Genomic DNA, 18560 nt, shown 5'->3' with positions numbered 1-18560 from the left:
GCTTTTTTGAAGTGTCATTTAATGCATTTTTTGGGTCTGATAGTTTATTGAAATGCATTTAGATGCACTTATTGGTTCAGTGGCTTGGGATAGCTGCAATATAATGCGTGGATTATTGAGGCGGAACCTCTATTGAAGCGCAGCAAATTACAGGTACCCCAATGCTCCGGCTGACGTTGCAGCTCTACGGTGCAGGGGCGTGGGCCGATGCCATGACCCTGAGTTTCGACAACCCTGAAGAGGGCTTTGCCAGCCCTTGCAGCTTTGGTTATGTCCCGCAGTATCTGGTGGACAACCTGGAAGCTGTTGCCAGCCCGCTGAGTCGTTCGGTCAGTGCACAGATACCTTTGGGTTGGCAGCCCTGGCGAGAAGACCGGGCTCCGGCCTTTCTTTATGACCTGGTCGCCACGCCGGCGGCGCGGCGCTTTTTGCTCCGGCAGATCGGCCATGAGCGGCCCGATGGCATGGGCAGCGAGTTGTTCCTCCTGGCCCGAAGCACCGCCGCGCCCATTGGCCATCTGCGGATCAAGGAATCCCTGGCAGGGCTGCACAGGCGTCCGACCCTGGGCTTCACCCGGGAGCAGGTGGCGACCCTGGATAACCGTTTTCTTGAATACGCCCATGAGCAGGCGGCGGCTTTTGGTGGCACGGCGAGCATCGGCGACGAAGCGCCCAAGCTGTTGCTGACAGAAAACCGCGAGGGCTTGTTGTACCCCGATGCGCTGCTCGATGACGCCGCGGCAGTGCGTCACTGGTGGGTCAAGTTCCCCCGTAACCCGGCTTCGCCCAATGACTGCGACATCCTCAGGAGCGAGTTTCATTACTACCGGGCGCTGCAGCAGTTGGGTATCGAGACCTTGCCGGCTCACGGGCTGGCTCTGGAAGAGGGGCGTCGGCCAAGCCTGTGGATGCAGCGTTTTGACCGTCGGCGGACGGCCGCTGGAGTCGAGCGTCTGGCGGTGGAGTCGATCTATTCCCTGGCCGGGCTGGTGGGCCATGGCCAAGGCATGCGCCATACCGAGGTACTGGGGATCCTCGCCGAACTGTGGCGCGCCACCGGCCAGGAGGCGTCTATCCCCGAGTTAGTGGCGGACTACCTGCGGCGCGATCTGCTCAACAGGATCCTCGGCAACACCGACAATCATGGCCGCACGCTTTCGGTGGTTCGCACTGATGCTGGGGTGCATCTGGCCCCGATCCATGACCTGGCGCCCAAGGTCATGGATGACCAGGGGATTGCCCGCACCACCAAGTGGCCCGGGCGCATGGAAGTGGCCGGTGACGTCGACTGGCGCCTGGTGTGCGCCAGTCTCAAGCCGCTGCTCGATCCCGAGTTGGCCTTGACGCGCCTGCGCGCAGATGCCGAACAACTGCGGGCCCTGCCGGACCTGCTGAGTGCCGGCGGCTTGCCCGAAGCCACCTTGAATCATCCGCGTATTCACTTGCGCCACCTGGACCGACGCCTGCAGGAGTGGGGATTGCGATGAACATGACGCTGGAAGAACGCGGGGCCCTGATCGACAACATCCAGCAGGAAATGGCTGGCGGTCGCTTGCCCATTGGCGATGCGGTCAAGCGCCTGCGCACCGAAGTCACGGGGCTGCATCAGAGCCAGTTCGCCAGGATGTGCCGGATTTCCCTGCGCACCCTGATCCATATCGAACACGGTGACGGCAACCCGACCCTCAAGTCACTGAATGCGGTGTTCAAGCCTTTCGGCCTGCAGATGGGGGTGGTGAAAGTGCAGAGAACCAGCCGCGCCCGTTCGCTGCTCGATGAGCTTGAGCGTTCGGAAAGAAGCCCGGGTGCCCCCGGGCCCTCGCTTGAACCTCAACCGCGTTTGGCGTAGCCCTTGCCGTAATGCTTTTCCATCCGTGCCTGGATCAGTTCCAGGCCGATGGACAGCAGCCAGTAGATCAGCGCCGCGGTGCTGAGCATTTCAATGTAGCGGTAGCTGGAGCGGCCGTAGGACTGGGCCAGGAACATCACTTCCCAGACCCCCATCACCGAGATCAGCGACGAGTCCTTGAGCATCGAGATGAACTGGTTGGTGGCCGGCGGGATGATGGTGCGCATGGCCTGGGGCAGAGTCACCTGCCAGAAGATCACGCTGTCGCTCATGCCCAGGGCCAAGGCGGCCTGGCGTTGGCCGTGGGGTACGCCAAGGATACCGGCACGGAAAATCTCGCTGAGGTAGGCGCCGTAGTTCAGCGACAGGGCGATGATCCCGGCGGTAATGGCGCCCGGCACCACCCCCAGTTGCGGCAGGCCGAGGTAGATCAGCAGAATCTGGATCAGCAGCGGCGTGCCGCGAAAGAACGAGGCGTAGAAGCTGGCAATCCCGAAAGCCACGGCGCTTGAAGACAGGCGTGCCAGGGCGGTGATGAAGCCCAGCAGCGACGAAGCGACGATGGAGCAGGCGCAGAGGAACAGGGTCAGCGCCGCGCCCTGGAGAAAGCCGCTGGGGGACAGGTGCAGACCCAGCAGGTTCGGCAACTTGTCGAGGATGATCGAGAACTTCAGGTCGAAGCTCAGGAAGAAGCTGGCGAACAGCACCAGCAGGGTCGCCCAGGTCAGGTACAGGCGGCTGCGAAAACCCAGCAGGCGCTTGAGCAGCGGTTCAGCCACCGATTGGGGTGGCTGAGGCGGTGGCGTGTAGGCAGTCATTGGCTGATATCGGCGCCGATCCATTTCTGCGAGAGCTTGCTCAGGGTGCCGTCCTGCTTCAACTGGGCGAAGACTTCACGCACCTTGGCGTTCCACTGGGCATCGCCTTTCTCGATGGCCACCGAGTTGGGTTCGGCATACAGCGCCTCGCCGGCCAGCTTGAAGCGCGAATCCTGAGTCAGCCGTGGTTGCGCGGTGACCAGGTTGGTGAGAATCGCATCCAGGCGCACGCCCGGGCCCAGACCGAGGTCCTGGAAGGCCACGTTGTCGGTATCGTAGGGGGCGATTTGCACGTTCTCGAAGGGATATTGCAGGTGGGTGTCTTCAGCGCCTTCGATCACCAGATTCTTGTTCAGGTAGCTCTCGTAGCTGGAGGCGGCAGTCAGGCCGACCTTCTTGTCGCTCAAGTCCTTGGCGCCGTGGATACGATCATCCTTGGCGTTGACCACGATCACCGCCGGCGAGGCGTAGTACTGCACCGGGAAGTCGAAGACTTCGGCGCGGGCCTTGCTCGGGGTCATGGAGCAGATGCAGATGTCGTAGCGTCCGCTCCAGCGTCCGGCGGCGATCACGTCCCAGGACGGGGTTTCCAGGCGCAACTTGACGCCCAGCTTGTCGGCCACGGCCTTGGCCACGTCGACGTCGAAGCCGTCCAGCTGGTTCTGGTCATTGAGGAAAGAGAAGGGCGGGTAGCTTTCCATCAGCACCCCCACCAGCTCCTTTTTCTGCTCGATACGCTCCAGGGTGGCGCCGGCGAAGGCTTGGGAAGAGGCGGCGAGAAGGGTCAGGCCGAGGGCCAGCAGCGGTTGGAAATTCATCGGGATCCTGACTGAAAAAGAGTTGTTATTAACCGAATGGTGCGTATTTAATAGTTATAAGAACGACTCCGGTAGTGAGTTATTTTCATAAGCATATGAGTAAAAAGCATATGGGCGCAGGCAATACGGTAATTCTCGATGGCGGTATGGGGCGTGAACTGCAGCGTCGCGGGGCGCCGTTCCGGCAGCCTGAATGGTCGGCCCTGGCCCTGAGCGAGGCGCCCCAGGCAGTGGAGGCGGTGCACGCGGCCTATATCGACAGCGGTGCCAACGTAATCACCAGTAACAGCTACGCGGTGGTGCCGTTTCATATCGGCGAGGAACGTTTTGCCGCTGAAGGCCAAGCCCTGGCGGCTCTGGCCGGTGAGTTGGCGCGCCGCGCGGTAGAAGCCTCCGGCAAGTCGGTGCGGGTGGCGGGTTCGTTGCCGCCGCTATTCGGCTCCTATCGCCCGGATCTGTTCGATGCGTCCCGGGTCGAGGAAGTGCTGAGCCCGCTGGTCAAGGGGCTGGCGCCTTTCGTGGACCTGTGGCTGGCGGAAACCCAGAGTTCGATTGCCGAGGCGCGGGCCATCCACGCCGGCTTGCCCAAGGACGGCAAGCCGTTCTGGCTGTCCTTCACCCTGAAGGATGAAGAAGTCGATGAAGTACCGCGCCTGCGTTCCGGCGAGCCGGTCGCAGAAGCGGCGGCAGTGGCGGCGCAGTTGGGCGTGCAGACCCTGCTGTTCAACTGCAGCCAGCCGGAAGTGATTGGTGCGGCGGTGGATGCGGCCCGTGAAACCTTCGAGCGCCTGGGGGTGCAGATCCATATCGGCGTATACGCCAACGCCTTCCCGCCGCAGCCCGAGGATGCCACCGCCAACGATGGCTTGTGCCCGCTGCGCGAAGACCTGGACCCGCCGGGTTATCTGCACTGGGTGGCGGACTGGCACCAGCGCGGTGCCAGCCATGTGGGCGGTTGCTGCGGCATCGGGCCGGAGCATATTGCGGTGTTGGCGCAGAAGCTCGGTTGAGTCCTTCGCTGGCAAGCCAGCTCCTACACAGGCCTGTAGGAGACGGCTTGCCGGCGAAACCCCCCGCTTAGCCGCGACACTCCGCCAGGGACTTGAGCTGCCCCGAGCCGCTCTGGTTCTCATCGCTGAGCCATTGCTCGAAGCCCTTGGCGATGGCCGGCCATTCCCCATCCAGGATCGAGAACCACGCGGTATCGCGGTTCTGCCCCTTGGCTACCATGTGCTGGCGAAACACCCCCTCGAAGCTGAAACCCAAACGTTCCGCGGCGTAGCGCGAGCGGGCGTTGGCGTTGTTGCACTTCCATTCCAGGCGCCGGTAACCCAGGGCGAAGGCTTCCTTGGCCAGCAGATACACCGCTTCAGTGCTCTTTGGCGAACGTTGCATCGGTGCACCGAAGGTCACGTGGCCGATCTCGATACGACCCTGGGCCGGGACGATGGACATCAGGCTGATGAGGCCCTGGGCCTGGCCGCTGGCGCGGTCGATCACGGTAAAGAAGTACGGGTCGCTGGCGACGGCGTGGTTACCGAGCCAGGCATCGAACGTCGCGCGCTCGGGGAAGGGGCCATAAGGCAGGTAGTTCCACAGTACGGGGTCAGCGCCAGGGCCTTGCAGCACCTGGAACAGATCGTCGCCATGGCGCGCCGGGTCGAGCCTTTCCAAGCGGATGAAGCGCCCTTCAAGCAGGGTGGCCGAAGGGGCGGGAACGCCTTTCCAGTCGGCGAGAGAAATCGACATGCAGTGGCTCCTTGCGGGTTCAGAGGGGTTTGCGGAACTGGATGAAGCCGGGGCGCTCGGCAATGCGCTCATACAGCTGGATGGCCGTGGCATTGGTTTCGTGGGTCAGCCAGTGCACCTTGGCGCAGCCGTCCTGTTTCGCCTGGGCGTAGACGAACTCGATCAGCTGGCGGCCGACGCCGGTACCGCGCTGGTCCTGGGTCACCAGCAGATCCTGCAGGTAGCACGAATTCTCGATGCTCCAGTTGGAGCGGTGGTAGATGAAATGCACCAGGCCCACGGCGCGCTCGCCGTCCCAGGCCAGGGCCGCGTGGGTCGGCTCGCCGGCATCGAGAAAACGCTGCCAGGTACTTTGAGTCACGGCGTCCGGCAGTTCGGTTTCGTAGAAGCGCAGGTAGGTCTGCCACAAAGGCAGCCAGGCGCCATGGTCGGCAGCGGTGACGGGGCGGATCTGGATCTGGCTCATGAAGGCTCCTTTATTGTTCTGTACGCAAAATGTTCTAACCCATCAGCCGGGACAGCTGCTGGTCGCCCAGGTCGGCGCTGGCCGCCAGGCCTTCGCGTACCCCGGCAATATCTTCGGCATTGCGGTTCTGGCTGAGCTTGCGCTTGCCTTCCAGGCGCTGGATCGGCAGGGCAAAACCGACAATCGCCCGCAGCATGCTGTCGAGGTAGTCGGCCGGGGCGTCAGCCACCTTCCACGGCTGGGGCCGGCCGGCTTCGTGACGCTCGGTCAGGCCCTCGACCACCTTCAGCAGCCGCTGCGGGTCGGTGAATACTTCGGGCTGGCCGTAGGCGTGCACCGCCACGTAGTTCCAGGTCGGCACTACTTTGCCGTGTTCGGCCTTGCTCGGATAGAACGACGGGCTGACGTAGGCGTCTTCGCCGGTGAAAATCACCAGGGCCTCGGCGCCGCTGGCCAGCTCGGCGCACTGTGGGTTGGCCTTGGCCAAGTGCCCGTAGAGGGTGCCATTGGGGCCCTGTTCGGGGCTCAGCAACAGTGGCAGGTGACTGGCCTGCAGGCCCAGGGCGCCCCAGGTCACCAGGGTCGCCAGACGGCTGTGCTGCATCAGCCCGTGCAGGCGGGTGAGGTCTTCATCGACGAAAGCGCGAGGTAGGTACATAGAAAAAATCCTTGGCGAGTGGCTGCATCCTAGGCAGGCTAATGGTTCGTTGTAAGAGCCATCTGTGATCTATTTCATAGGTCCAATTCCCTGGGTATACCCTGATGAACAGTGCTTTGCCTCCGCTGTCTTTCAACCCTGCCGGTATCGAACTGGATCGTCGCCAGGGCCTCAGTCGCCAGCTGTACCAGGCCCTGCGCATGCGGGTGCTGGACGGGCGTCTGGCCAGTGGTACGCGCTTGCCGGCCAGCCGTGATCTGGCAGCGGCATTGGGGATTTCCCGCAACAGCGTGGTACGTGCCTATGACCAGCTGTATGCCGAGGGTTTTATCGAAGGCCGGGTCGGCGATGGCACCTATGTGGCCCAATTGCCGGAAACCCGGCTCCCGGTCAAAAAACTATCCACAAAAGTATCCACAGGGTTTTCAACAGGCTTACCCACAGGTTTATCCACAAAATCAGTGGATTTACCTGGGGTTACATCCAGTAAAGTTATCCACAGCAGTGGTTTGCAGCGCTTGCAAAAGCACCATCTGAGCACGCCGCCCAGTGGTCCGCCGCGGGCATTTCGGGTCGGCGTGCCGGCTTTCGATCTGTTCCCGTTCGAGGTCTGGGCCAAGCTGAATGCGGCTTTCTGGCGCAGGCCGGACCTGCGTCAGCTGTGCTACGGCGATTCCGCTGGCGATTCGCGGCTACGCAGCCTGATCGCCGCTTACCTGCGCAGTGCCCGTGGACTGCAATGCAGCGCTGAACAAATTGTGATCACCAGTGGCGCGCAGCAGGGCATCAGCCTTTGTGCACAGTTGCTGGTGGAGCCCGGCGACAACGTGGCTGTGGAAAACCCCGGCTATCGGGCTGCCGGTCACGCCTTCGCCGTGGCTGGGGCACAGTTGCAGGGCGTGGCGGTGGATCAGGAAGGCATCGACTGCCGTCAGCTGGAGCAACTGCACAACTGCCGCCTGGCCTATGTCACCCCGTCCCACCAGTACCCCACCGGGGTGATCATGAGCCTGGCTCGGCGCCTGGAACTGCTGGCCTGGGCCGAGCGCAGCCAGGGCTGGATCGTCGAGGACGACTACGACGGCGAGTACCGCTACAGCGGCGCGCCCCTGGCTCCGCTGGCGGCGCTGGACCGGCAGGGGCGGGTGATCTACGTCGGCACCTTCGGCAAGGTGGCGTTCCCGGCCTTGCGCCTGGGTTATCTGGTGCTGCCGCCGAATCTGGTACAGGCCTTCGCCCAGCGCCGGGCGGTGGATGTGCGCCATTCCGAGGTCAGCACCCAGGCGGTGATGGCCGAGTTCATGGCGGCCGGGCATTTCCAGCGGCATATCCGCCGCATGCGTCGGGCCGCTCTGAGTCGGCGCAACACCTTGCTCGCCGGCTGGCCCCAGACCATTGCAGGGGTCGGGCCATTGCCCACCGTGGCAGCCGGGCTGCACCTGACATTGCGCGTGGACAGCCTGGCCCGCGAGCAGGAACTGGTGGCGCAGGCGGCCAGCGTCGATGTCGAGGTCAACGGCCTGAGCACTTACTGGTTGCCGGAAACCCGGTTGCCCGAGGACCAGCGGGCCGGGCTGGTGCTGGGCTTCGCTGCGGTGCCTGAGGCCGATATCCAGGCAGCCCTGGGCCGCCTGCATCAGGCCTGGCGGGTCTGACGGGGTATACTCGCGGGCCTTTTCCTGCCCGAGAGCCCTCATGAGCCAGACCCTCTCCCTGGCGCCTGAACGCAAGTTCGGCGCTCCGCTGTTCGCCCTGTTGCTCCTGGTGGGCGGTGCCCTATTCCTGCAGACCCAGGTGGGGGCGCGACAGGTGCTGCTGTTGCTGCTGGGCGCCGCCCTGGGGCTGACCCTGTACCACGCCGCCTTCGGTTTCACCTCGGCCTGGCGGGTGTTCATCCGCGATCGGCGCGGCGCCGGCCTGCGGGCACAGATGGTCATGCTGGCCCTGGCGGTGCTGCTGTTTTTCCCGGCGCTGGGGGCGGGCAGCCTGTTCGGTCAGCCGGTGGTGGGGTTGGTGGCGCCGGCCGGGGTTTCGGTGATCTTCGGTGCCTTCATTTTCGGCATCGGCATGCAACTGGGGGGCGGCTGCGCTTCGGGCACCCTGTTCACCGTCGGTGGCGGCAATGCGCGGATGCTGGTGACCCTGGCGTTCTTTATCTGCGGCTCGCTGATTGCCACCCATCATGTGGACTGGTGGTTTGCCTTGCCGTCGCTGCCACCGATCTCCATCGTCCAGAGCTTCGGCGTCGGCCCGGCCCTGGGCTTGAGCCTGTGCCTGTTCGCGCTGATCGCCTTGCTCACCCAGACCCTGGAAAAGCGCCGCTATGGCAGCCTTGAAGCGCCGGTGGCCAGCCAGCACCAGGGCTGGCGTCGACTGTTGCGCGGTCCCTGGCCGCTGGTCTGGGGCGCAGTGGCCCTGGCGTTGCTCAACTTCGCCACCCTGGCCCTGGCGGGGCGGCCATGGGGCATCACCTCGGCCTTTGCCCTGTGGGGCGCGAAAGTCGCCAGCGGGCTGGGTGTGGACGTGAGCAGCTGGGTGTTCTGGCAGGGCGCAGCGAACGCCAAGGCCCTGGCCGCCCCGGTGTGGCAGGACATCACCAGCGTCATGGACATCGGCATCGTCCTGGGCGCCTTGCTGGCAGCGGGACTGGCGGGGCGCTTTGCCCCGAGCCTGAAGATCCCCACCCGCTCCCTGGTGGCGGCGGTGATTGGCGGGCTGTTGCTGGGCTACGGCTCGCGCCTGGCCTACGGCTGCAACATCGGCGCCTACTTCAGCGGCATCGCCTCTGGCAGCCTGCATGGCTGGCTGTGGCTGGTGGCGGCCTTCATCGGCAATGGCGTCGGCGTGCGCCTGCGGCCGTGGTTCTTCACCGAAGAGCGCACCCCCCAAGGCCTCACCGGCTGCTAACTGCCACTGTGTAGGAGCCGGCTTGCCGGCGAACAGCGGCGACGCGGTCCATCATCCACCGCGTCCCGCCGCCCACCCGAATACCGCCCGTGCGCTCCCGGCCAATCAGGTCCCGGACTTGATCTTGGTCCAGGCCCGGGTGCGTGCCCGTTCCGCATCACGAGGCAGCGGCTGCAGGGTATACAGGGTGCTCATCGCCGCTTCTGTCGGATACAAGTTGGGGTTGTTGCGGATCGAAGGGTCCACCAGCTCGGTGGCGTCCTTGTTCGGGTTCGGGTAACCGACAAAGTCGCTGACCGGGGCAATCACCTGAGGTTGCAGCAGGTAGTTGATGAAGGTGTAGGCATCTTCCTGGTCCTTGGCGCCTTTGGGGATCGCCAGCATGTCGAACCAGATCGGCGCGCCTTCCTTGGGCAGGCGCATGTCCACGGTCACGCCGTTCTTGGCTTCCTTGGCGCGGTTGGCGGCCTGGGAGAAGCTTCCCGAATAGCCCACCGCCACGCAGATATCGCCATTGGCGATGTCGGCCATGTACTTGGACGAGTGGAAGTAGGTGATGTACGGCCGGATCTTCATCAGCAGCGCTTCAGCCTTCTCGTAGTCCGCCGGCTTTTTGCTGTTGGGGTCCAGGCCCAGGTGCTGCAGGGCCAGGGGCAGGATTTCCGATGGCGAATCCAGCAGGGCCACGCCGCACTGCTTGAGCTTGCTGATGTTCTCTTCCTTGAAGATCAGGTCCCAGCTGTCCACCGGCGCCTGGTTGCCGAGGGCGGCCTTGACCTTGTCCGGGTTGAAGCCGATCAGGATGGTGCCGTACATGTAGGGCACGGCGAACTGGTTGCCCGGGTCGTTGGCCTCGATCAGCTTCATCAGCTTGGGGTCCAGGTGGTTCCAGTTGGGTAGCTTGCTACGGTCCAGGGGCTGGAACACCCCGGCCTCGATCTGCTTGGCCAGGAACACGTTGGACGGCACCACCACGTCATACCCGGAGTTGCCGGTCAGCAGCTTGGCTTCCAGGGCTTCGTTGGTGTCGAAGATGTCGTAGACCAGCTTCACCTGGCTGTTCTGAGCCTTGAAATCCTCCAGGGCCTTGGGGGTGATGTAGTCGAACCAGTTGTACACCCGTAGCGTGCGTTCTTCGGCGTGGGCGGCGGTACCCAGCAGGCTGGCGCACAGGGCTGGAACGATAAAGCGTTGGAGTCTTTTCATGATGCGAATCCCTCAATGGGCGCTTTGAAAACCTTCGAGAACGTTCACGGCGTTGATGCCGATTTCCTCTACCGCGTAACCGCCTTCCATGACGAACAGCGTTGGCTTGCCGAGGGCGGCGATGCGCTTGCCCATCGCCAGGTAATCCGGGCTGTCGAGTTTGAATTGCGAGATCGGATCGTCCTTGAAGGTGTCCACGCCCAGGGACACCACGATGATGTCGGCGTCATAGCTGTGGATCTCGTTGCAGGCCTGCTCCAGGGCTGCGCTCCACACATCCCAGCCGCTACCGGCGGCCAGCGGGTAGTTGAAGTTGAAGCCTTCCCCGGCGCCTTCGCCGCCTTCGTCGGCATAGCCCAGGAAGAATGGGAACTCGGCTTCCGGGTGGCCGTGGATCGAGGTGAAGAGCACGTCGCTGCGTTCGTAGAAGATCGACTGGGTGCCGTTGCCGTGGTGGTAGTCGACGTCGAGGATCGCGACTTTCCTGTGGCCCTGATCGAGGAACGCCTGGGCGGCGATGGCCGCGTTGTTCAGGTAGCAGTAGCCGCCCATCAGGTCGCCGGCCGCGTGGTGTCCCGGTGGACGGCACAGGGCAAAGGCGCTGCGGGCACCGCGCTGGATCACCGCCTGGGCGGTGAGGGCCACTTGCGCCGCGCTATAGGCCGCCTGCCAGGTGCCGGCGGTGATCGGCGCGCCGCCGTCGAAGCTGTAGTAGCCGAGCTGGCCATGGAGGCTGGTGGGAATCACGCTGCGCAGGGTGCGTGCGGGCCAGGTGTAGGGCAGCAGGTCGCCGTCGATGCCCTGTGCCGCCCAGCGCTCCCAGGCGCCTTTGAAGAAGTCCAGGTAGGCCCGGCTGTGGACGCGCTCGATGGGCCCCAGGCCGAAGTCCTTGGGCGCCTCTACCGGGCCAAGGTTGCGGTATTTCACCCGGTCCAGCACATGGTCGGCCCGGGAAGGCATTTCGAAACAGGGCATCAGTTGCCCGTCGATAAGTTCACAACGGCCGTGGTGCAGGTGGTGATCGTCCGAGTAGATCGTCAGCATTTTCTTGTTCTCCGCAGGCTGATTCGGTGGATCACAGTCTTGCGGGGCGCGGGGTTTGGGAGAACGGCAGGAGCGGCCAAAAGGGGATTTATGCGGCCAAAGTGTTTGACCGAAATTCGCCCCTTAAAGAGGCATGACGCCCCGTTACGGGGCGCCGTCCTGTTCAGCTGGCGGGCGGGGCGGGAACGAAGCGCTGCAGCACCTTGAGCATGTCCTCGCGTTTTTTCCGGGCGATGGCTTCCAGCAATAGCGCGTAGCCCTTTTTCTCGCAGTGCTGGCCGACATTGGGATCGGCACCTTTTTCCAGCAGCAGGCTGAACAACTCCAGGGTGTCCTGCTGGCTGACGTAGGGGGACTTGTCGTCGGCGGAGGTCTTGTCGGCGACCAGGGTCAGCAGGCTCTCGCCGACGGGCTGGTTGTAGCAGGTGCCACGGCCGTAGCTCAGGTTGAGGTTGGCGCCGGCCTCTATCAGCTGCTTCATGGCCACGTAGTTGTTGCCGGAGAAAGCCCGGTACAGCGCGGTTTCGCCATCACTGGTTTTGCGCAGGTCGAGGTTTTGCGGGTACTGCATCAACCAGCTGAAGCCTTGCAGGCTGCGCTTGTTCTCGGCCATCTGCATCAGTGGCGTCTGGCCCTGGCTGTCGGGCTCGTCGATGGCAACCCCGGCCTCGATGAGAAACTTCAAACGCCCGCCCTGGCTCAGGTCGGGGCTGTCGCCCAGGTCGCGGCGCATGGCCAGGGTCGCCAGGGTGGTCCAGTTGTACAGGCCGCTGGTGTGGGCGCCGTGCGCCAGCAGCAACCGGGCGATGTCCAGGCGCGGTGTGTCCAGGGCATGCAACAGGGCGCTGCGGCCATCGTCGGCCATGACCTCGCCGCTGATGCCAGTGGCCAGCAGGCGCTGCACTTCGGCCAGGTTGCCGGCATCCACGGCGTCCACCAGGGGCCAGAAGGCCTGGCAGGCTTGCGGGTTGGCGGTTTTCAGGCCCAGGCGCTGCAGCACCCGGGGCGGGATGCTCATCTGGCGTTGCAGGCGCAGGCCGCAATACACCCGGTAACCCTCGATGGCCCGGCCCTGGTGAATGTTGTCCAGGGTTCGCTGTTGGTAGATCGCCCAGTCCAGGTCGGCCAGGTTGAGGTAGGTCGGCATGCGCCCGGGGTCGCGGCGCAGCACTTCCTTGAGCCAGGGGCGGGCGGTTCTCAGGCGCCCGGCTTCGCTGGTCCAGTAGGCGATGTCGTTGAGCAGGCCGGGGTATTCACGGCGGTCGCTGGCGATGCCGCGAAAGTCATGAGTGACGAAGAAGTCCTCCACCTGGTTGATGCCCGCTTGCTTGTCCTTGGCGGTGCGCAGTTGCTCGTGCAGCGCGCGGAACTGCTTCCAGACGCTGTCCGGGTCCGGAGCCTGCTCTGGTACATGGGGGTTGAGGGTGATCGGCCCAGTGCCGCGGGTGAAGGGCCGGAACCACGGCGGGAATGTCTGCAGCGCCTGTAACCATTGCTGCCCGGTTTCCTCGCTGATGGGTTGCAGCGGGGTGAACTCCAGCTGGCTCAGGTCCAGGCGGTGACTGATCGCCAGCAGCGGGTGCTGCGGGTCGCGCTGGTCGATCAGCAGGTAGCGCTGGCTGAGCTGCCAGTCACTGGGCTCCTTGCAGTTGAAGTCGAGCGAGGTCAGGGTGATGCCGGTGTCCAGGGTATTGGTTGCGGGCCAGTTGTCGGCGACCTGGACCGGATTCTCCGGGGACACGCAGGCCCGCAGCTCGGCGGGGCTGAACAGGGTAATGGGCGGCGATTTGTAGACCCGATGCTGGTACTCCAGGTCCTGATAGGCGTTGAGATAGAACAGCCCGCGGTACTGGGTCAGGATGATCCGCGCTGGCACCTTCGCCAGGCCCGGCAAGGGGAATGGCTTGATCTGCAGGGCGGCGGTTTCCGGATAGTCGATGACGAAGTGGCGAGCCATTCCCGACCATTTGATCGCGCCCAGGTCCAGGTCGAAGGCTTGGGCGGCGGGTGCGCCCGCCAGGAGCACCAGCGCCAGGCCAAGCCCGCGAATGCCGATGCGCCGGGCGTTGGCGCCTGAGAATAGGTTCAACGTTGCAGTCCCTTGCCGGTAGAAAGGTCGGCAATGTAATGCAATCGGCGGCTTTCTGCCGGGCTTTGTCTCAGGCTCGGCGCCACGCCTCAAAGACGAAACGCCGTCGCCGGCGGTGGCGGCGCAAAACCTTGCAGCACCTTGAGCATGTCGTCGCGCTTGCGCCGGGCCATGATCTCCAGCAGCCAGGTGTAGCCGTTGTTCTTGCAGTAGCGGCCGACATTGGGGTCGGCGCCACGTTGTAGCAGCAGGGTGAACATGTCCAGGCTCTCTTGCTGGCTGACCCAGGGCTTGATGACCTCGGGCGAACCCTGTTCGGCCACGATCATCAGCAGGCTTTCGCGAATCGGCTGCTGTGCGCAGATATCGCGGCCGTAGCTCAGGTTGAGGTTGGCACCGGCCTCTATCAGTGGCCTGGCAGCGGCGTAGTTGCCGCCCTTGAGCGCCAGGAACAGCGCGGTCACGCCGTCTGGCCCGCTGCGCTTGTCGAGGTCCTGGGGGTGTTGCAGCAGCCAGTTGAAGCGCTCGATGTCCTCGCGGTTTTTCGCCATTTCCTGCAGCGCGGTGCCGCCCTGTGCATCCTGTTCATCGATGGCGGCGCCGGCCTGCAGGAGGAAGTTCAGGCGCTTGGCCTGGCTCAGGTCGGGGTTGTCCTTGAGGTCGCGGCGCATGGCCAGGAACACCTGGGTGCGGCCGTTGTACTGACCCTGGGGGCGGGCGCCATGGGCCAGCAACAGCCGGGCGATGTCGAGGTCGGGTTTATCCAGGGCGTGCAACAGCGCCGGGCGCCCATCGGTGGCGATGACGTCGCCGCTCAGGCCGTTCTCCAGCAGCCGCCGGACTTCGCCCGCGTCACCCTGGTCCACCGCCGTCACCAGCGGCCAGGCGCTTTGGCAGGCCGATTCGCTGGGTGCCTCAAGGCCCAGGCGCTGGGTGACCCTGGCGGGGACCCCCAGCTGGCGTTGCAGGCGCAGCCCGCAGTACAGCCGATAGTTCTCCATAGCCCGGCCCCGGTGCCGGGTGTCCGCGGGCTGCTGTTGGTACAGGCGCCAATCCAGGTCCGCCAGATTGAGGTAGGTCGGCATGCGCCCCGGGTCGCGACGCAGCACGTACGCCAGCCACGGCCGGGCGCTCTGCAACTGGCCGGCCTCGGTGGCCCAATAGGCGATGTCGTTGAGCAGGCCCGGGTAGGTGCTGCGCTCGGGGGCGATCGCGCGAAAGTCATGACGGGTGAAGAAGGCCTCCACCCGGACGATGCCCGGAGCCTTGTCTTTGGCATCGCGCAATTGCGCGTGCAACTGGCGAAACTCTGTCCAGACCTGCTCCGCGCTGGGTTGCGGCGCATAGGGCTTGACGCGCAGCTGGCCGCTGCTGGCGTCAAAGGGCTCCAGCAACTTCGGGTATTTGTGCAGGGCCTGTTGCCATTGCTGCTGCAGTTCGGGGCTGATCGGTTGCTGCGGGGTGAAGTCGATCTGTGCCTCGCTCTGGCGCTGACCGATGGCCAGCAATGGCCGTTGGGGATCGCGGCTGTCCACCAGGAGATAGCGATTGCTCAACTCCCAGCCTGGGCTCTGGCAGTCGAAACTCAGTTTGGTCAGGCTCAGGGCGGATTCCAGCTGCTTGCTCGACGGCCAGTTGTCCGTGGCCCCAACGGGTTGCTGCTCGGGCACGCAGGCCTGTAGTTCCTGGGCGTTGAACAGCGGCATGGGCGGCGACTTGTAGACCCGCTGCCGGTACTGCCCATCCGCATAGCCGTTGAGATAGAACAGGCCGTGGTATTGGCTGAGGATCACTCGGGCCGGCGCCTGGGCCAGCCCGGGCAGGGGAAAGGGTTCGAGTTGCAGCGTGGCGGTTTCCGGATCGTCCAGGAGGATGCCACTCTGCATTTCCCACCAGCGGATTTTGGACAGCTCGAAGGCCTGGGCGAGGGGGATGCCGGCTAGCAGCACCAGCGCCAGGCACCCCCCGCGAATACCGATGCGCCGGGCGATGGCGCCTGTGATTAGGTTCAAGCTTGCAGTCCCTTGCTGGTGTCAAAGGTCGGCAATGTAATGCAATCGGCGGCTTTATGCCGGGGTTTGTCTCAGGGCCGGAACTGGCTCGGCGCCACACCGCTCCAGCGGATGAAGGCATGGCGAAAACTCGCGGTTTCACTGAAGCCCAGGGCTTCGGCAATCCGGTAGATGGGCATCTGGTCTTCGCAGAGCATCTGTTTGGCCCGCTCGAAACGCAGCTCGTCCAGCAGTTCCTGATAACTGCAACCCAGGTCCCGCAGGTGGCGGCGCAAGGTCCGGGCCGAGCAGTTCATCTGTTCCGCCAGCCCCTCCAGCCCCGGCGCGGCATCCAGCTGCGCTGCCAGCAGCTGGCGGATGCGTCCGAGCCAGGCCTGGCGCCCGGTGAACTCGGTGTTCTGCTTGCGGCAGCGCTCGGCCATGGCCTGGTGGGTGATTGCATCCGCCAGGGGCAGCGGCTGGTCGAGCCAGTGCCGGTCGAAGGCGAAGGCATTGCGATCGGCGTCGAATTGCAGTGGGCAGTTGAAGGACTCGCGGTAGCGCCGTTGATAGTCCGGCGCCGGATAGTCGAAGCGCGCGCCCAGCAAGGGCAAGGCGTGGCCCAGCAAGTCGTCGCAGATGACCTTCATCGACACCAGGCAGAACTCGGTGTTGAACGCGGCCAGGGCCGGGCATTCGCGATAGTCGGCGGCAGTCAGCCAGATGCGCGAGCCGTCGGTTTCCAGGCTGAGTTCGAAAAGTGTTCCCATCAGCGCCGGATAACGCAGCGCCAGGCGCAAAGCGTCACCTAAGGTGGCACTGGTGAGCAGCGCATAGCCGAGCATGCCGTAAGAGGAAACGTGCATGCGCCGGCCCAGCTCCAGGCCGATATCCCGCTGCAGGGCCACGGCGTTGGCACACACCAGCATCTCTTGGCTGGTGGTGATGCGGGTGTCGGCGCGGCTCAGGTCGGCGGCGTTTATACCGCTGCCGGCCAGTAGCGCGTCGCTGTCCTGGCCCTGCTCCTTGAAGGTGTTGAGGACCAGTGAAACTGCATTGAGGGTGGTGAGGTGCGAGTGCAGCATGCGCAGATTCCAGCCTGGGAAAGACCGGGAACAGGAGCAATTTGCATGCCGCCCGCGATCAGACCGCGGTTTACCGGCCGGTGGCATGTGGCATTCCGGGCGTTGTGTAGCTAGTGACTTGGCGCTTTGATTGGTGCAACCTGCCTGCCATTCACCGCCTGAGTTGGCGGTGTAGCAACCCCGATAAAGGACTATGTATGACCCTTACTCCTGCGCGTTCCCTGCTTCTGGTGTCCGGCTTGCTCCTGAGTTCGCTGTGCCTGGCCGAGGCTGAGCCAAGCAGCGAAAGCACCATCAAGGACTCTGCCAAGTCCGCCGTCTCGTCAGCCATTTCGGCAGGCAAGAACCTCTTGGGCGGCGTCAGCGAAGGCGTGCTCGATGGTCGCCAATCGGCGCAAGGCGTCGACGGTGCCTCGATCATTTCCTCCCGTGAGCAAATGAAAGGCCGCGTCGAGGTCCAGGTGTTGAAGACCGAAGCCGCCGGCGACAGTTTCAACGTCACCCTGGGCTTCAAGAACAGCAGCGACAGCCAGTTGCGGCTGATCAACCTCAAGCAGACCGGCGCCCTGCTGGCGATCGACCAGGACGGTTACGCCAACAACCTGACTGTCAGCCTCGACAACCCGGACGAAGTCACCATCCCGGCCAAGGCGGCAGTGCGGCAGAAGTTCGTGTTTGAAGGACCGATCGAGAGTTCGAGTTCGGTGCGGGTCTGGGGCCAGGATTACTCGGTCAAAAAGTAACCTGACAGCCACCCTCTGCTCGTCGTCGAGCCGGCAGCTACCGCAGTAGCCACCGGCTCCCGAGCGCGAGCTTTAGCTCAACTCGCCACACAGATCGAGTTCCACCAGGCGCCGCACTTCGGCGCTTTCCAGCCCGGCACCGAGCAGCGCATTGAGCTTGCCGAACGCCGCCTCCCGGGTCATGCCGCCACCGGACAGCACGCCCACGCCGCGCAGGCGGCTGCCGGCTTCGTAGATATCCAGCTCGACGCCGCCTTCATGGCACTGGGTCACCGCCACTACGACGATGCCTTGCTCCTGTGCGCGCTTGAGGCTGGCCAGAAACGCCGGGTTGTCGCTGGGCCCGGTGCCGCTGCCGAAACACTCCAGCACCAGGGCCTGGATGCCGCTGTCGAGCACGCCGTCCAGCAGCTCGGCGCCGATGCCGGGGAACAGCGGCAGCACGCCGACCTTGGCCAGTTGCTTGGCCTGGCGGTAATCCAGCGCTGACGGAATCGCTTCGGCCTTGGCGCCGCCGCCATTGCGTTGCAGGGCGGCGAACGGATGGCGGCCGAAGCTGCGGATCTTCGCGCAGCGGGTCGGTGCCAGCAGTTCGCCGTGGAAGTACAGGTGCACCCCCGGTGCCAGGCCCTGGCCCAGGGCCAACAGGGCGCCACTGAGGTTTTCCCAGGCGTCGCTGTCGGGCACGCCGGCCGGCAGCATCGAACCGGTGAACACCACAGGCGCGCGCAGGCCCAGCAATTGGAAGCTCATGGCGGCGGCGCTGTAGGCCAGGGTGTCGGTGCCGTGGAGGATCAGCACGCTGTCGCAGCCCTGCACCTCAACGGCTTCGACCACCGCTTCACGCAGGCGCTGCCAGTAGTCGGGGGTCATGTTGGCGCTGTCGATCAGTGGCGCCATCTCGCGAAAGCGCCAGGCCGGCACCACCAGCTCGGGCTGGCTGTCGAGGTAGGCGCGCATCCGCACGTCGAAGCCGGAGGCCGGGGCCAAGCCGTCGGCGCTGGCCTGCATGCCGATGGTGCCACCGGTGTAGAGCACCATGACGTGCTGGGCGGCAGGGTAGGTCGAAGGGTTCATGGGATTCTCCGAAACGGTGAGTTCCTGTGGGAGCGGGCAAGCCCGCTCCGACATTTATCG

At 64.4% G+C, this 18560-nt stretch carries 16 protein-coding genes and 1 pseudogene; 6 read left to right on the top strand and 11 right to left on the bottom strand.

Going from position 1 to position 18560, the window contains the following annotated elements; all coding sequences use genetic code 11:
* The first annotated feature begins 212 nt into the window (after nucleotides 1–212).
* Nucleotides 213–1487, top strand: coding sequence for a type II toxin-antitoxin system HipA family toxin (locus ACSSVC_RS03355; RefSeq protein WP_492612551.1), 1275 nt, complete (start codon nucleotides 213–215; stop codon nucleotides 1485–1487).
* A pseudogene (locus ACSSVC_RS03350) lies at nucleotides 1484–1750 on the top strand (helix-turn-helix domain-containing protein); the annotation flags it as partial. The gene ACSSVC_RS03355 and the pseudogene ACSSVC_RS03350, both read left to right, overlap by 4 nt.
* A gap of 80 nt (nucleotides 1751–1830) precedes the next feature.
* Here the strand turns inward: ACSSVC_RS03350 and ACSSVC_RS03345 are convergent.
* On the bottom strand, nucleotides 1831–2667 hold the full coding sequence (locus ACSSVC_RS03345) for an amino acid ABC transporter permease (protein ID WP_346634755.1): 837 nt from the start codon (nucleotides 2665–2667) through the stop codon (nucleotides 1831–1833).
* Complete coding sequence (locus ACSSVC_RS03340) at nucleotides 2664–3485, bottom strand: ABC transporter substrate-binding protein (RefSeq protein WP_346634756.1); 822 nt, start codon at nucleotides 3483–3485, stop codon at nucleotides 2664–2666. Before ACSSVC_RS03340 ends, ACSSVC_RS03345 begins: the two co-directional genes overlap by 4 nt.
* A gap of 110 nt (nucleotides 3486–3595) precedes the next feature.
* Here ACSSVC_RS03340 and ACSSVC_RS03335 point away from each other — a divergent pair, with 110 nt between their 5' ends.
* Entirely contained in the window at nucleotides 3596–4495 is a 900-nt protein-coding gene (locus ACSSVC_RS03335) for a homocysteine S-methyltransferase family protein (RefSeq protein ID WP_346634757.1), read from the top strand.
* 67 nt (nucleotides 4496–4562) lie between these two features.
* Here ACSSVC_RS03335 and ACSSVC_RS03330 read toward each other — a convergent pair whose 3' ends face one another.
* The 3 genes from ACSSVC_RS03330 to ACSSVC_RS03320 are packed head-to-tail and all read right to left on the bottom strand — an operon-like array spanning nucleotide 4563 to nucleotide 6358.
* Nucleotides 4563–5234 (bottom strand): GNAT family N-acetyltransferase, encoded by a 672-nt coding sequence (locus ACSSVC_RS03330; RefSeq protein WP_346634758.1) that lies wholly within the window; start codon nucleotides 5232–5234, stop codon nucleotides 4563–4565.
* Between the two features lie 19 nt (nucleotides 5235–5253).
* Complete coding sequence (locus ACSSVC_RS03325; protein ID WP_346634759.1) at nucleotides 5254–5700, bottom strand: GNAT family N-acetyltransferase; 447 nt, start codon at nucleotides 5698–5700, stop codon at nucleotides 5254–5256.
* Nucleotides 5701–5734: 34 nt separating this feature from the next.
* A complete protein-coding gene (locus ACSSVC_RS03320) occupies nucleotides 5735–6358 on the bottom strand; it encodes an FMN-binding negative transcriptional regulator (protein ID WP_492611989.1) in 624 nt (207 codons plus the stop codon).
* 104 nt (nucleotides 6359–6462) lie between these two features.
* On the opposite strand from ACSSVC_RS03320, the gene pdxR reads away from it, so the two are divergent.
* The gene (gene pdxR / locus ACSSVC_RS03315) at nucleotides 6463–8013 is read left to right on the top strand and encodes a MocR-like pyridoxine biosynthesis transcription factor PdxR (protein ID WP_492611988.1); all 1551 of its coding nucleotides are present in this window, start codon (nucleotides 6463–6465) and stop codon (nucleotides 8011–8013) included.
* A 40-nt stretch (nucleotides 8014–8053) separates the two neighbouring features.
* On the top strand, nucleotides 8054–9265 hold the full coding sequence (locus ACSSVC_RS03310) for a YeeE/YedE family protein (protein ID WP_346634762.1): 1212 nt from the start codon (nucleotides 8054–8056) through the stop codon (nucleotides 9263–9265).
* Nucleotides 9266–9370: 105 nt separating this feature from the next.
* On the opposite strand, the gene ACSSVC_RS03305 is transcribed toward ACSSVC_RS03310, so the two are convergent.
* The 5 genes from ACSSVC_RS03305 to ACSSVC_RS03285 form a co-directional block, all read right to left on the bottom strand.
* Nucleotides 9371–10471: a polyamine ABC transporter substrate-binding protein gene (locus ACSSVC_RS03305; RefSeq protein ID WP_446439412.1), complete on the bottom strand. Its 1101-nt coding sequence runs from the start codon at nucleotides 10469–10471 to the stop codon at nucleotides 9371–9373.
* Between the two features lie 12 nt (nucleotides 10472–10483).
* Complete coding sequence (locus ACSSVC_RS03300; protein ID WP_446439411.1) at nucleotides 10484–11515, bottom strand: histone deacetylase family protein; 1032 nt, start codon at nucleotides 11513–11515, stop codon at nucleotides 10484–10486.
* A 163-nt stretch (nucleotides 11516–11678) separates the two neighbouring features.
* A complete protein-coding gene (locus ACSSVC_RS03295; protein WP_492611987.1) occupies nucleotides 11679–13604 on the bottom strand; it encodes an ankyrin repeat domain-containing protein in 1926 nt (641 codons plus the stop codon).
* Nucleotides 13605–13693: 89 nt separating this feature from the next.
* Nucleotides 13694–15616, bottom strand: coding sequence for an ankyrin repeat domain-containing protein (locus tag ACSSVC_RS03290; RefSeq protein ID WP_430962735.1), 1923 nt, complete (start codon nucleotides 15614–15616; stop codon nucleotides 13694–13696).
* 71 nt (nucleotides 15617–15687) lie between these two features.
* Nucleotides 15688–16680 carry an AraC family transcriptional regulator gene (locus ACSSVC_RS03285; RefSeq protein ID WP_210672039.1) on the bottom strand — a complete coding sequence of 331 codons (993 nt, stop codon included), beginning with the start codon at nucleotides 16678–16680 and terminating at the stop codon, nucleotides 15688–15690.
* Nucleotides 16681–16877: 197 nt separating this feature from the next.
* Here ACSSVC_RS03285 and ACSSVC_RS03280 point away from each other — a divergent pair, with 197 nt between their 5' ends.
* On the top strand, nucleotides 16878–17423 hold the full coding sequence (locus tag ACSSVC_RS03280; RefSeq protein WP_210457850.1) for a hypothetical protein: 546 nt from the start codon (nucleotides 16878–16880) through the stop codon (nucleotides 17421–17423).
* 72 nt (nucleotides 17424–17495) lie between these two features.
* On the opposite strand, the gene ACSSVC_RS03275 is transcribed toward ACSSVC_RS03280, so the two are convergent.
* The gene (locus ACSSVC_RS03275) at nucleotides 17496–18500 is read right to left on the bottom strand and encodes an asparaginase (RefSeq protein WP_346634766.1); all 1005 of its coding nucleotides are present in this window, start codon (nucleotides 18498–18500) and stop codon (nucleotides 17496–17498) included.
* Nucleotides 18501–18560: the final 60 nt, after the last annotated feature.

Source organism: Pseudomonas sp. E1BtOHC1 (assembly GCF_058744285.1).
Note: the sequence above shows the minus strand (reverse complement) of the source record. Positions and strands in the feature narration are given on the sequence as shown.

Coding starts and splice junctions, on each gene's coding strand:
- ACSSVC_RS03280 (WP_210457850.1), top strand. CDS start 16,878: ATGACCCTTACTCCTGCGCGTTCCCTGCTTCTGGTGTCCGGCTTGCTC.
- ACSSVC_RS03285 (WP_210672039.1), bottom strand. CDS start 16,680: ATGCTGCACTCGCACCTCACCACCCTCAATGCAGTTTCACTGGTCCTC.
- ACSSVC_RS03325 (WP_346634759.1), bottom strand. CDS start 5,700: ATGAGCCAGATCCAGATCCGCCCCGTCACCGCTGCCGACCATGGCGCC.
- ACSSVC_RS03300 (WP_446439411.1), bottom strand. CDS start 11,515: ATGCTGACGATCTACTCGGACGATCACCACCTGCACCACGGCCGTTGT.
- ACSSVC_RS03310 (WP_346634762.1), top strand. CDS start 8,054: ATGAGCCAGACCCTCTCCCTGGCGCCTGAACGCAAGTTCGGCGCTCCG.
- ACSSVC_RS03275 (WP_346634766.1), bottom strand. CDS start 18,500: ATGAACCCTTCGACCTACCCTGCCGCCCAGCACGTCATGGTGCTCTAC.
- pdxR (WP_492611988.1), top strand. CDS start 6,463: ATGAACAGTGCTTTGCCTCCGCTGTCTTTCAACCCTGCCGGTATCGAA.
- ACSSVC_RS03320 (WP_492611989.1), bottom strand. CDS start 6,358: ATGTACCTACCTCGCGCTTTCGTCGATGAAGACCTCACCCGCCTGCAC.
- ACSSVC_RS03345 (WP_346634755.1), bottom strand. CDS start 2,667: ATGACTGCCTACACGCCACCGCCTCAGCCACCCCAATCGGTGGCTGAA.
- ACSSVC_RS03335 (WP_346634757.1), top strand. CDS start 3,596: ATGGGCGCAGGCAATACGGTAATTCTCGATGGCGGTATGGGGCGTGAA.
- ACSSVC_RS03330 (WP_346634758.1), bottom strand. CDS start 5,234: ATGTCGATTTCTCTCGCCGACTGGAAAGGCGTTCCCGCCCCTTCGGCC.
- ACSSVC_RS03340 (WP_346634756.1), bottom strand. CDS start 3,485: ATGAATTTCCAACCGCTGCTGGCCCTCGGCCTGACCCTTCTCGCCGCC.
- ACSSVC_RS03355 (WP_492612551.1), top strand. CDS start 213: ATGACCCTGAGTTTCGACAACCCTGAAGAGGGCTTTGCCAGCCCTTGC.
- ACSSVC_RS03305 (WP_446439412.1), bottom strand. CDS start 10,471: ATGAAAAGACTCCAACGCTTTATCGTTCCAGCCCTGTGCGCCAGCCTG.